A 12,743-nucleotide genomic window follows, 5' to 3' on the forward strand; every position below is an offset into this window, starting at 1 on the left:
GCCCTCGCAACAGCCCTATCCTCGCATTTCCGGCTGCGATTGCGACCTAGCTGGCTTGGGCACGCACGCAGCCGTTGCGCGCACGCGAACTCTGCTCAATTCGCGGATCAGTCGCTTTGCTTGATGTTTGTACAGCCGGCCGTTCAGGGTTCGCGGAAGAGTTCCCATTACGTCTCGAGCCAGCGCCATGCTACACCCAGTCACTCGGACCAGTGTATTTCCGCCCTCAAATACAGCTTCCGGCCCGATCGCGCGTTCGATGCGGACCTGCCAGCACCGATCGCTCGTGTTGCGCTGTCCGAGTTCGATCCGCTGCAGCCCGTCGATGGTTGCCAGCACCACCATGCGATCGCCGACTGCTAAGAGGGCGTCATCCGACGGCATCAATTTTTCGGTCCGCCCGGATCTGGCATGCAACAGCGGTACGACCGCATAACCGTATGCCACCTCCGCGAGCAGCAGTCCTTCTAGGGTGTCGCCGCTCTCGACGGTATATTCTGTCACCAGGACGGTGCGATCGTCGAGCTGGAACAAGCTCAAAATGTTCTCGCCGAAGGCTGCACCGGCAAATGCCTCGGCCACGATCGCGTAAGCGTTCAACACCCTCGCCTCCGGCAGCAGCCGCGCCAGGTTTTCGCTCAAGCGCTGCCCGTAGGTACGGATCGCGAGCTGACAGGCTGGATTCAATTTTTGGATCGTCAGACCCAGCTCAAGATTGAGTAACTCGTCCTCCGTACCGACAATGACGCTCTTCGCCGTCTTGAGATTCGCCCGCGCCAGTGCTTCATCCGACGGACCGGCGATCGCCGGCATATTCGGCAACAGCATCGGGTCGAAGTCCGGATCGAGTGGAATCCCGACGACCGGCTGCTTGAGGTCGAGCAGCAGCGACACGACCCGTTTTCCCACCCGCCGAATGCCGATAATAATCGCGTGGTCGCGTTCGGGAACCGGCGGGCGGCGGGGCGTCAACTGGAACTTGGACGACAGCAACGTCTCGGTTAGTAGCGCATAGAGCACGCCGACAAAGACCGTTCCCGCTAGGGTTAAACCCAAACTTAATAATCGCAGCCACCACTCCGCAGGACCCTCGCTCGGGCCCACGTCCCCAAACAAATCGGCATAGCCGCCCAACAGCAACACGACCGTCGCGAACAATGCCGAACTTAGAGTCGTGTCGGGGTGAAGATACAAGAGCAGCGACGTCCCAAACACGAGCAACCCGACTACCATTACTCCGCAAATGAATGCCAGCCGCCGCACGGGCGATTGCCAGACGAGCGCCAACATCTGCCGCCTTCGCTGCAGCCATGGCGCGATCGCCAGCATCTGCCGCAACTGTCTCTGTTTGTGCGGTAAACTACGTGTCGGCGTCGGGACAATGTGTTCGGCAGCGAAGTGCAACTCGGTCTCCACGTAAACAAGCGTGTCGCCGGGTTTCAGCGTAGCATCTGGCTCCCAACTGTAGAACGCGCCAGGTTTGCCGCGATCCCCTTGACGAATATGTGCCAGCACTCGCCGTGTCAAGGAATTTAACTCCAGCAGTGTTCGCCGCTGGCACAGGGGATCGCCGGCCGGAATCGGACGCTTCACCACTCGCATGGTTTGGTTGCCAAGCCGAAGTAAGCCGATTGTCTCCGTACCCAACGCCGCCAGCACGAACGCGTCTGCTGCCAACCGAGTCGGCTCAAAAGCAACGAAATTTCCCAGGCGATCGCCCAACACGCGATTGAGATTCGTTTGTGAGGAGCGCACGATCAAGCGTGCCGTCGGATTGAGCGCGCGGACCGCCAGAGCGGTCTCAGCATTGACTCGTTCGTTACTGGTAACGATGAGTGCCGCACGGCATTGCGTCACCTGCGCTGATTGTAAGACCCTGTTCTGCCGGCAGTCGCCCACCACGAAGTCCACCAGCAGTTCGGATAGGTTGGCGATTTCCAGATTGCTCGGTTGTTGAAGATCGATCGCGATCGTATCGACGCCGAACCGCGAGAGAGCAGCCGCGCAGTGTTGTCCCAGGGCTCCTTGCCCGCAGATCAAAAACAGCCCCGACGTCACGCCGGCGGCGTTGCTGCTCGCTGCTGTCTCGAGGGCTGCTGTCTCGACCACCGCGTACCTCGACGTTCGCTCGTCCCCCAATTACAAGCTTAGTCGCATTGATGCGCTCGATTCTCCGCTCGCTCTTAACCCAGCAACCGGCTCATGCAGCGATCGCACCTCAAAGTACAGGCTCAGTCGTTCGCCAGCGCGCGGCGGCAAGATGAGCCTGGATCCCCCCGGTCGCTTCACCGAAAAGTGCTGCAAGCGATCGCAACCTAAGGCGTTGCACACTCAGGAGACGATCGACCTGGATTTGGCACTGTCTATAAACGCAAATAATGCAACAGGAGCCTGACTGATAGCGTCGGCGTCTCCTCAGATTTGGAATAGCAAAGAGTTTTGCGCTTCAGAGGCTGTTGGAAAAGTTTAGGGCGGTATCAAATTACGCCAGCCGTCTGACCATTAGGCAGATCGTCACAATCTGAATCATTACTTCCGAAAAACTCCGTCTGATACTCCTAGTACACATCCACCCAAACCAGGCAAATCCGCCACACGCTCTCCCCGAGCCGCTGCAGCCGCTGCAGCACTTGCTTGCCGCCCTGGCGCTCCGGAACCCTCGCTGCTGTAACCGCCTCGTTCATCAACAATCTGAGGGTGTCCTCCACAGCATGACGCCTGCTCCCCTTCGTTTGCTTCGCTTTGACGTAGCCGACAGCGCACGCCACCATCGGCGTAGTGGCAGGCTCTGGTTGTCGAGCAACAACTCCGACGGGGTCGGGTCGCGACTGTCAGCAACACGGGTGCGGTCGCGCATCCAGTCGTGCAAGCACTGCCAAGTGCCATCGAGAGGTTTTGTTACGGACGTCGGTGTAAAGGGTTCCAGCAGGGGAAAATCGCTCGGGAGACTTTCCACTAGCAGCCTTGGACAACCAGGTAGAAGATGCGTTAAGGACGGCGTTAAGGCAGGTGCGGCGGGGGCGACCGCAGAATTTGGCAGCTGGGAGCAAAGGCGCGACGAGCGGGACTGGTCGGGAGAAAGATTGGTGCTGTCGTCTTTGGACATGGCTCACACGGAGCTGTCGTTTCAGTGTCAACAATGAAGACGGCGTGAGTTTTCTTACATGGGATGAGGACTTTTCAAATACCTCTTAATGCCAGGCGTATTCCGAGCGTACTACCTACCCAAAACACCGAACTGACTCTTCGCTATATTTAAGACATATTTAGGAGTTGTGTGGCAGCGGGTTATTTAGCGATCGTTTTGCGGATTATTTAACGATCGATATGCGTCTCTGGTCAACTGATGAAAACGATTTACTACGTTGCCATGAGCCTGGACGGATTCATCGCAGACGCTGATGAAAGTGTTGATTGGCTCGAACAGGTCAGTATTGACCCTGAGGCATCGGATTATGACTCATTCTTTGCCGGCGTTGACGGACTCTTGATGGGACGTAAAACCTTCGACTTTGTCTACAACTATGGGCAATGGCCCTATGGAGACAAGCCTACCTGGGTCTGCAGCAACCGGGAGGTGCCATCTATAAAAGGGTGCAACCTTCAAAGCCAGCATGGACCTCTGGCTGCTATGCAGCAAGCCAAACAGAAAGGCATCTCAACACTATGGGTTGTTGGCGGGGGGCAGTTGGCGAGCGTATTACTCGAAACCGGTCAACTTACCCATCTCAGTATCTCCGTAATGCCCATATTGCTGGGTGGTGGAACTCCGCTTGTGAAGTTCCTACCCAAGCACGTCTACCTAAGTCAAATGAAATCGACGCCGATGTCGGGGTTCACGCAGATCGAATATCAAGTTTTCGCATAACATCTCGTTCCACCCGACCGCCAAATCACTTTGTCGAGTGGTACAATCAATGGGCGGCAGGAGAAATCAGTCGTTTTATCGAATAGGAATAACTCATGAGTGCGAGTGCAATTATTGGCTGCATTTTAGGAATATTAGGAGGCATTATAGGAACCTATTTAAGCATCAAAAATGCAATGAGTCCAACGGAAAGATCCTTTATAGTAAAAGCAACTATCGTGACATGGATTGCAGTCATATTTTTCACGATCTTGATGTTCTTGTTGCCAAATCCATATAGATACATGTTGTGGATTCCCTACGGAATACTCCTACCTTGGGGGATCGTAAAAATGAATAAAACAATCGCAAGAATTCGCGAAGCAAATCGCAAGAATTTATGAAGCCGAACTTGTCACAGAAGGAGTGTATGTAGCCAGACGGACTCGCGGCTAGCCGCAGATGTTTAGCTTTTGCAGTCCAAGCTCGTTAGGCATGCCTTCATCAGGGAAGAGAGCGAATCCCATGCAGCTTAGACGCTGTTGAAGCCAGCTAGGACAGAACAATCAATTTTTGGGTCGATTTGCTCATGTTCCTTATGAGGGAATCTAGGAGGCGATCGCACCGAAACACAACTCGCGCAACCATCGGTTTTTTTGGGATTGGGAGGCGCGATCGCACTACCGCCAACCCTCCCACTGTGGCACGTTCACACCTGCAAACACAACGAGTCCTTGCAATCGCGCATTTGTCTCTGCTTCAACAATCTCAGCTCGGCTGGGGCAGTTTCCCGAATAGCTCTTGATAATGCCACGCCATTCCGACGCGCACGATCTCATCATCGATCGATTCATTCCCCAAGAAAACCTCAGAGACAGTCCGCTCGTAGCGAGCTTGCTCGATCTGCGCCATCGCTGCCTCCGTTCCGTCCAGGAAAAGCGATCGCAGGTAAGTCCGCCACACACTTAAACGGTCTGGCCCTTATCGTGCGCGTCAATCCCACAGAAAAGGATCTTCTGCTCCTGCGCGATCCGTTCGCGACTAGTATCGTGTCGCCGTCATATAAAATGCCGGACTTGACCAGCCAAACCTATCGCGATCGCACTGCCAGGAAAACGGCGATCGCATTCGGCTTGCGATCGGGTAGTCTCGTGCTCTATTGGCTCGCGATGGATAAAAGAGCAGCGGCGATCGCTCCGGAACATAATCATGAGCACCCAATGTTTAACCCTCATCAGGTACCCCCCACTGTACGGGACAGTTAACCTCCGTTTGCCGACGAGACTCGTCTAGCGCGGCGATCGAAGTTGGGACTAGCCGATTAGCCCTTCACATTTCCCGAGATGCCAATGAAAAGCCACTTAATTCACGTAGCCGAAGGGGAAAGGGAATAAAAAGTGGCGAAATCTTAATAAAAAGATGAGGTTCGAAATGATTCTTAACTTGTTTCGATACAAAATCTGCTCTAAACTCCAGTTGAACTCAAGAAATTAAATCTTTCTAGAGTTTAACTGGAGGCACTTTTGCTTGCCGCGTACGTACCTGTTGGAATTAGGAAGCCAGATGAGTACGGGCGCGATTCAAGGGCATTTCATTGATTAAGCCGCCTTCAACCTTCGATTGCATAATCGCAGGTTATTAGTGACCTCTGTCACTATATCACGGCTTAGCTTTGATGTTGCTGCAAGCTGTTGTGATGTCAAGAACTGCATTTTTTTTGGTTCCCGATACACATTGCTTTGTCGGTCGATCGCCTGGCAAGAGTCCTCCGGTTGTTGCGACTGAGTCCGCACGCGCTCGAGGTTCGCATTTCATCTGTGGTGAAGTGATGAGTTCACGTGCGCGCTCGAATGCTGACGCGTAATTCAATCAACGTAGGAGAGTTTGACGTGGCTACTATCTTTGGTACGGCAGGCAACGATTTGTTGTTCGACAATCTGTTTCAAGCTGACATTATCGTGGCTTTTGGGGGTAACGACACGATCTTTCTGAGCAATGATGGTTTGGGCGACACGGTATTCGCTGGAGCTGGCAGCGATACCATCTCAATTAGCGACCGTACCGGCAGCAATGCGATCGATGGCGGAGCCGGAATCGACACGGTTGATTATTCCACTCTCGGTGAATCCATCACGCTGCAGCCCTTAGGAACAATCGCCAAGGCAAGTGGCGGTTTCGACGTTATTCAGTCGGTAGAAGTCATAATTGGCGCGACTGGCGCCGGGATCGTTAACACCATCGATGGTTCCCCGATTCCAGGCTTCAACAATGGGGTCTCCTTTGACATCGATCTCGCCAGCGACTCCTTGATTCTCAATGGACTCCCCGGTGGTCCTATAGGCTTCACCGTCCAAAACTTCGCCAATGTCATTGGCACTCAAAATGACGATGTTATTAGGGGTGACAACGGTATAAACGTCTTCAATGGCGGCGAAGGGGATGACGTCCTCTTCGGGGGAGCAGGGAATGACGTCCTCTTTGGTGAGGGAGGGGATGACCTCCTCTTCGGTAATGCAGGGAATGACGTCCTCTTCGGTGGCGTAGGGAATGACGTCCTTTTCGGTAATGCAGGGAATGACGTCCTCTTTGGTGAGGGAGGGAATGACCTCCTCTTCGGTAATGCAGGGAATGACGTCCTCTTCGGTGGCGCAGGGAATGACTTCCTCTTCGGAGGGGCAGGGAATGACATCCTCAACGGTGGCAGCGGTTCAAACATCATCATTCAAGCAACGAGTAATTTAACCCTCGTCGCTGAAGTGCCTGCTGTGGACTTCCTCGCCGGTGTTGAGGGCAGAGTCAAGACCGATCCCCTGACAGGCGACTCTGTATTCGACTTTGGTTCCTCAGGCACAAACCCCGGCCGAGGTGAGATTGACGAGCTAAACGGTGATTCGGGTTCCGACGTGTTCATCCTTGGCGACGCCAATAGCGGTCCCTTCTACGTAGGTGGTGGCAATGCTGACTTTGCCTCAATCTCCGACTTCGATCCGGACTTAGACAAGTTCATCCTCGACCCTTTCACACCTGTTATCTCAATTCCTGGGGCGTTGGGAGATGTTGAGGCCTTCTGGGATCTCAACTTTAACGGTATCCTCGATAAAGCTGACGATCTGTTTGCCGTGGTGAATTTCTCCGACACTTTGGAGGGCTCCATTCCGGATGTCACTGGCCTCTTCGCCAACGCTGAATTTGCAGGCAGCCTCCCTCCCATCGCCTAGCATCTAGTTGCTCGAGGGGACGCTAATATTGCCGTCTCCCGATCGCAAGGGGTCTGAGGTCGCTCGACCGAAGGCCCCTGAACCGATTGGTGATTGCTTTTCGCTAGACAGCCGAGACTAGAAGAACTTTCCTCGCAAATTCAATGTTCGGTTACCCAAAGGAAAGATCAAAACAATATCCAGGCAACCATCGCTAAATCTTCGGGCACTCCCACCAAACGCAACACGCTCACCATCGCTTCCCGCTGCTCCTTCTTTGCAAACCAAGTAGTGCTTAACCGAGCGATCGCCTACTAATGCCGAGGCGCTAATGTCACGCGGATTGGCATTTATCTTACCCGAGGCGTTCGGCACCAGAAACAGTGGGTTCTAAACAAAAGGACAAACCTCGAAAACATTCTTAACTTGCCTTGGAATAAAAACTGCCATAGACTTCTACTGAGCTGCAGAAAGTAGAAGGTTTCTTCAGTTCTCGGAGGTATTTTTGCTGGTCGCGTACGTACCTTTTGGAATTAGGAAGCCAGATGAGTACGAGCGCGGCTGGAGGCGTGCAGCTAAGGAGATCGCCAGCCACCTTCGATTGCATTATCGCAGGCTTTTTGGTGTCTTCCGTCACAATAGCATAGCTCGGACTTGATGTTGTGGCCGGCTGTTAAGATCGGGAACTGCAAACTCTTTTAGCTCCCGATACGGACTGCTTCGTCAGTCTATCGCCTAGGAAGAGTCCTCCACTGTTGAAACTGAATTCGCGCGTGATAATGGTTGGCATTTCATTTGTGTGAAGTGTCGAGGCTTATTACGCGCGCACAGATGCTGACTCGTAACTCATTCAACATAGGAGAGTTTGACGTGGCTATTATTCTTGACACGGTCGGCGGCAATATCTTGTTGGACAATGCGTTTGAAGATGACTTTATCTACGCTTTTGGAGGTGACGACACGATCGTTCTGAGCGATGATGGTTTGGGCGACACGGTATTCGCTGGAACGGGTGATGACACCATCGAAATCAGCGACCGCACCGGCAGCAATACGATCGCTGGTGGAGAAGGTGTCGACACTGTTGATTATTCCAATCTCGGTGAATCCATCACTCTAAATTCCCTAGGAGTCGCCAAGGAAAGTGGCGGGTTCGACTTTATCGATTCGGTCGAAGTTTTTATTGGCGCGACTGGCGCTGGGATTGTCAACACCATCGATGGCTCTTCTATTGGAATTGTTGCCAACACAGCTTTCCTCAACGTCGATCTCGCCAGTGAATCCCTGATTCTCGATGGACTCCCCGATGGTCCTCTGAGCGTCACAGTCCAGAACTTCGACAATGTCATTGGCACTCAAAACGACGACATAATTAGGGGTGACAGCGGCACAAACGAATTCTCTGGTGACGAAGGGGATGATGCCCTCTTTGGTGACGGAGGTGATGACACCCTCGATGGTGGTGGCGGGAATGATACCCTCCGTGGTGCCGATAATGGCCAAGGCGAGGTTGACGAGCTAACCGGAGGTTCAGGCTCAGACGAGTTCATCCTTGGCGATGCCATTAGCGGTCCCCTTTACGTTGGCGGTGGCGATACTGACTTTGCCCGTATCACCGACTTCGAGTCTGTTGACACTTTAGCCTTCGACCCTAACACGCCTTTTATCGATATTCCTGGGACGTTGGGGTTGGGGCTGGGCGATCGTGAGTACTACTGGGATCTCAACGCCAACGGTATCCTCGATGGGGTCGACGATCTGTTTGCCGTTGTAGATTTCGCCTAACTGCCTGGCACAAGTGCCTCAAACCAGGCAAGCTCGTGGTGAGATTGCAGGGGTTTCAGGAGATGTGGTTAATTAGCCAGGGATTTTGCTCCAATCCCAGGGGTCTTAGGTCGCTCGACCGAAGACCCCGAATCGATTGGTAATTGTGTTTCGCTAGATAGCTGAAACGAGAAAAGTTCACCCAGCAAATTCAATGTCCGGCTACCCAGAGGTGAAGACACCCCCAACCATCGCTTCTCACTAGCCACCCACTCAACAGTTCACAAACGTTTGCCGCTGTTCCTCCCCTAGCTCCGCGAAAGAAGTTGGACTTAACCGAGCGATCGCTCACAATTGCTGAGCTGCCAAGGTCACGCGGCTTCGCAAACACTCCCTATGGCAATCGGGGACAGAAACAGCACGATCTAAATAAAAAGACAAGACTCGAAGGAATTCTTAACTTGTCTCAATATAAAAATGCTTTATACTTCAGTTCAACTGCTGAAAATTTCTTATTTCTGCAGTTCGATCGTAAGCACTTTTGCTTGCCGCCTACTTACCTATTGGTACTAGGCAGCCAGGTGAGTAAGGGGTCAGCATGGTGGCGTGCAGCTATGAATATCGCCAACTACCTTTGATTGCCTTATCACAGGCTTTTGGTATCTTCAGTCACATTGGCATAGCTAGGACTTGATGTTTTAGCAAGCTATTGATGACAGAAACTGTAAACTCTTTGAGTTCTAGAAAGGACTATTTTGTCGGTCGATCGCCTAGCAAAAGTCCTTCGATTGTTGCAACCGAATCTGCAGGCGCTAAAGGTTGGCATTTCTTTTGTGTGAATTGTCTAAGACTTGCGCGCGATCGGATGCTGAGGCGTAATTCAATCAACATTAGGAGAGTATGACGTGAGTGATAATTTGATTCTTGGTGGACCAGGTGATGATGTCTTGCCCGACACTCTGCTCCACGTCGACGTTATAGTGGCTCTTGAAGGTAACGACACGATCTTTCTGGGCGATGATGGTTTGGACGACCTGGTATTTGCTGGAGCTGGCGATGACACCATCGAAATCAGCGATCGCACCGGCAGCAATACGATCGTTGGTGGAACCGGTGTCGACACCACTGATTATTCCACTCTCGGTGAATCCATCACGCTGAATCCCCTAGGAACAATCGCCAAAGCAAGTGGCGGTGTCGACCTTATCGAGTCGGTCGAAGTCATTATTGGTGCGACTGGTGCAGGGATTGTTAACATCATCGATGGCTCCCCTATTGGAGGCTCCACCAACGCGGTCTCCCTCGACGTTGACCTCTCTAGCGACTCCTTGATTGTCAATAACATCCCAGGTGGTCCTCTTAGCTCCACCGTCCAAAACTTCTCCCATGTCATTGGCACTCAAAATAACGACGTTATAAGAGGCGACAATGGTACGAACGTCCTCATCGGTGGCGCCGGGGATGACATCATCTTCGGTGAAGGGTTTAGCTTTGCCGATATTGACACCCTCGCAGGGGTTGAGGGCACCTTCGAAGTCGATTCCCTGACAGGCAACTTTATATTCGACTTTGGTCCCTTTGGTAGTAACCCCGGCCAAGGCGAGCTTGACCAGCTAATCGGTGGTTCCAGCCCCGACGATTTCATTCTTGGCGACCCCAATAGCGGTCCTTTTTACGTGGGTGGTGGCAATACTGACTTTGCCTTTATCTCCGACTTCGATCCGACTCAAGACTTGCTCATCTTCGACCCTCTCACACCTTTTATCGAAATTCCTGGGGCGTTTAGCGATCGCGAGCTTTACTGGGATCTCAACTTCAACGGCATCCTCGATGCCGCGGACGATCTGTTTGCGGTTGTGGATTTCTTGTAAATCTTTCTTTCCTACACAGTGGTGGAGTCCATTGCGGATGGCAGTGGACTCCGTTGCGGATGGCAATAGTCTCTTCGCCACCGCAATAACACCGACATTTTCGGCAGCCGCCCTCCCACGCCTACCATCTAAGGGCACGAGGGGACGCCAATATTGCCGCTTTCTAATCAACAGGTGTCTAAGGTCGAACAAACGTAGACCCCTAAATAGATTGGGGGCTTGCGTTTCACAATACAGCAGAGATGAGAAAAGCTCTCCCCGCAAATTCAGTATACGGATTACCAGAGGTAGGGACAAAACATAACTCCGCTAACCATTAATTCATCTTGGATACTCCCACCAAACGCGATAGGGTGACCTCTGCTTGCTGCTGCTCCAGCTCTGCGATCGCAGCCTGCAGCTCTCTGGCGGCTTGCCAACGTTTCAGTATCTGTACCCTGTCACCACTGCCGGAGTGGTAGTCCAGCTCGACCAGGCGTATCTGTTGCTGAGTTTCCAGGCGATCGCTCGCAAACTCCCCCCGCCGCCGATCGGCACGTACGCTAGCACCCTTGCCGTGCTCCCTTTGCACATGCGATCGCGCAGGGACTCGTCTCGGCGCTCCAGGTCCGCACGGCGAAGTTACAGCTCCGCGATCTGGAAGCGATCGCGCCATTGGCAAAAAATAAATTTCGTCCCAGTCTGTGCTGTTACCTGAGGCCTGCACTCGGTTAAAGCTAGAGATCCCTAGGTCCCCTGACTCCCATCTCCCTCATTGGGCGGAGTAGCTTCAATCCCGAGTTTTTTGTACGAGAATTTGAGCTGCTTCCAGAAGGACTTGATCTGCCGGTAAGCATCCTCCGATGACAACTTTCCGCCCGTTTCCAAATTGCAGATGTAGCTTACTCGCTGGGCAAATTCTTGCAAATTGGCATTGAAGACCAAGTTCTCGGGCTTGACCTTGCCGTGATAGGGGTGGCGAGGATATAAGAAACGTTCCTTACTTGGGTTGGGTCCGTTAGAATCGCTCATCTCGCACCGTCGTTCGGGTTATGGTAACAGAACACTTCAATTGCTTGCTGCTGCTTTAGATCCAGGTCCGGACAAAACCGGGACAGATCGGCCTCGAAAATGGCGACGATAGCTTCGCCTAGTTGCCGTTCGACAGGGGGCGGTGGGTGCTCTCCCAACGTGTCAGACGGATTGCAACGCCAGACGATTTCCTGCAGACCAAGGAAGTGGCGATCGCGTCGGGGGACGGTTCTTCCCTTAACCTAATCTTAACCCGAGCTTAACTATAGCCTCTTTAACACTCCAGCAGCAGACGTCCATAGAGACGGTGTGGCGGGTCGCAATCCAAGCAAATCGAGCCTTTGAGCGGCATTATTTTTTTACGGCGCCACCTGTCCGTACTCCCAGATTTGCTTCGGAAGGTGTTGTCGACGATCGAAACATAACTGCCTTCCAGCAGTCCGCGCATGGAACCATGCCAGTCAGCCCGCTCAGTTCGTGTCGCAGCCACAAAACATGCTTCAAATGCATTTAAACGGATAGACCTTAAGATCTAGCCTGCGCAGTCCAACATCACTAGCGCGTCGATCGCCCAACGCCAGTTTCAATATGACTGCCAGCTCCTCAATGCGTCGGTCGGTCGCCATCTGTGCGATCGCTTCCCATCCGGCACACTGGGAGCGATCGCGTTAAGCCATTCATACCGCACCAACTCGACGACAAACTCGCGCAACAGTTCTGCGCCGCCCCCCTCAAAGCCTGGGTCGCGCTCTAATTAGCTTCGACGTCTTCGAAGAGACCCGCCAGGTCTATATCTTTTTCGTCCCGGTTTCCACCGCCGCAGATTTGCCGGCGGTGCTGGCTTATTCGGTCGCATCGGTACCGTGCCCAGTGCCCTCGAAGTCTTCCACATCGCTCCAGTCAAGTCCGTTCGGTGCAGTGTCGGAGTCGTTGCTTGGTTGCCGCTCTATGTTCTCGTCCGTTGTGACCGCTATGTGCGCCCAGTCGGTCCGATCGAGGGAGGCGGCGATCGCCCGGTTGGCAGGCAGCTTAATTGCGAATGCCATCGATGGT

The 12,743-nt window shown here is 53.2% G+C and carries 11 protein-coding genes; 5 read left to right on the top strand and 6 right to left on the bottom strand.

Translation table 11 applies throughout. The features are described from left to right. Positions 1-15: 15 nt before the first annotated feature. Both KR51_RS11530 and KR51_RS20995 read right to left on the bottom strand, forming a co-directional pair. Complete coding sequence (locus KR51_RS11530; RefSeq protein WP_022607927.1) at positions 16-2,109, bottom strand: potassium channel family protein; 2,094 nt, start codon at positions 2,107-2,109, stop codon at positions 16-18. Positions 2,110-2,558: 449 nt separating this feature from the next. Continuing rightward, a complete protein-coding gene (locus KR51_RS20995) occupies positions 2,559-2,684 on the bottom strand; it encodes a hypothetical protein (RefSeq protein WP_269634910.1) in 126 nt (41 codons plus the stop codon). 662 nt (positions 2,685-3,346) lie between these two features. On the opposite strand from KR51_RS20995, the gene KR51_RS11540 reads away from it, so the two are divergent. Further along, the gene (locus KR51_RS11540) at positions 3,347-3,868 is read left to right on the top strand and encodes a dihydrofolate reductase family protein (RefSeq protein WP_022607928.1); all 522 of its coding nucleotides are present in this window, start codon (positions 3,347-3,349) and stop codon (positions 3,866-3,868) included. A 95-nt stretch (positions 3,869-3,963) separates the two neighbouring features. Next, positions 3,964-4,251: a hypothetical protein gene (locus KR51_RS19760; RefSeq protein ID WP_022607930.1), complete on the top strand. Its 288-nt coding sequence runs from the start codon at positions 3,964-3,966 to the stop codon at positions 4,249-4,251. A 364-nt stretch (positions 4,252-4,615) separates the two neighbouring features. Here the strand turns inward: KR51_RS19760 and KR51_RS18350 are convergent, their stop codons facing one another. Further along, positions 4,616-4,810, bottom strand: coding sequence for a thermonuclease family protein (locus tag KR51_RS18350; RefSeq protein ID WP_156915093.1), 195 nt, complete (start codon positions 4,808-4,810; stop codon positions 4,616-4,618). Positions 4,811-5,736: 926 nt separating this feature from the next. On the opposite strand from KR51_RS18350, the gene KR51_RS11545 reads away from it, so the two are divergent. From KR51_RS11545 to KR51_RS11555, 3 genes are all read left to right on the top strand, one after another. Then, positions 5,737-7,065 carry a calcium-binding protein gene (locus KR51_RS11545; protein WP_198016765.1) on the top strand — a complete coding sequence of 443 codons (1,329 nt, stop codon included), beginning with the start codon at positions 5,737-5,739 and terminating at the stop codon, positions 7,063-7,065. Between the two features lie 849 nt (positions 7,066-7,914). Then, the gene (locus KR51_RS17590; RefSeq protein ID WP_022607935.1) at positions 7,915-8,829 is read left to right on the top strand and encodes a calcium-binding protein; all 915 of its coding nucleotides are present in this window, start codon (positions 7,915-7,917) and stop codon (positions 8,827-8,829) included. Positions 8,830-9,713: 884 nt separating this feature from the next. Beyond that, positions 9,714-10,679, top strand: coding sequence for a calcium-binding protein (locus KR51_RS11555; RefSeq protein ID WP_022607940.1), 966 nt, complete (start codon positions 9,714-9,716; stop codon positions 10,677-10,679). Positions 10,680-10,995: 316 nt separating this feature from the next. Here the strand turns inward: KR51_RS11555 and KR51_RS11560 are convergent, their stop codons facing one another. The 3 genes from KR51_RS11560 to KR51_RS11570 all read right to left on the bottom strand — a co-directional run bounded on the left by KR51_RS11560 (position 10,996) and on the right by KR51_RS11570 (position 12,736). Further along, positions 10,996-11,250 carry a hypothetical protein gene (locus KR51_RS11560; RefSeq protein WP_022607942.1) on the bottom strand — a complete coding sequence of 85 codons (255 nt, stop codon included), beginning with the start codon at positions 11,248-11,250 and terminating at the stop codon, positions 10,996-10,998. A gap of 155 nt (positions 11,251-11,405) precedes the next feature. Then, on the bottom strand, positions 11,406-11,690 hold the full coding sequence (locus tag KR51_RS11565) for a DUF7219 family protein (protein ID WP_022607944.1): 285 nt from the start codon (positions 11,688-11,690) through the stop codon (positions 11,406-11,408). Positions 11,691-12,532: 842 nt separating this feature from the next. Beyond that, positions 12,533-12,736, bottom strand: coding sequence for a hypothetical protein (locus KR51_RS11570; RefSeq protein WP_022607946.1), 204 nt, complete (start codon positions 12,734-12,736; stop codon positions 12,533-12,535). Positions 12,737-12,743 lie beyond the last annotated feature (7 nt).

Source organism: Rubidibacter lacunae KORDI 51-2 (assembly GCF_000473895.1).
GTDB classification, from domain to species: domain Bacteria; phylum Cyanobacteriota; class Cyanobacteriia; order Cyanobacteriales; family Rubidibacteraceae; genus Rubidibacter; species Rubidibacter lacunae.

Bases quoted from the DNA above. Each gene is read 5' to 3' on its own strand.
- KR51_RS20995 (WP_269634910.1), bottom strand. From the start codon at position 2,684: ATGAACGAGGCGGTTACAGCAGCGAGGGTTCCGGAGCGCCAGGGCGGC.
- KR51_RS11540 (WP_022607928.1), top strand. From the start codon at position 3,347: ATGAAAACGATTTACTACGTTGCCATGAGCCTGGACGGATTCATCGCA.
- KR51_RS19760 (WP_022607930.1), top strand. From the start codon at position 3,964: ATGAGTGCGAGTGCAATTATTGGCTGCATTTTAGGAATATTAGGAGGC.
- KR51_RS11565 (WP_022607944.1), bottom strand. From the start codon at position 11,690: ATGAGCGATTCTAACGGACCCAACCCAAGTAAGGAACGTTTCTTATAT.
- KR51_RS11570 (WP_022607946.1), bottom strand. From the start codon at position 12,736: ATGGCATTCGCAATTAAGCTGCCTGCCAACCGGGCGATCGCCGCCTCC.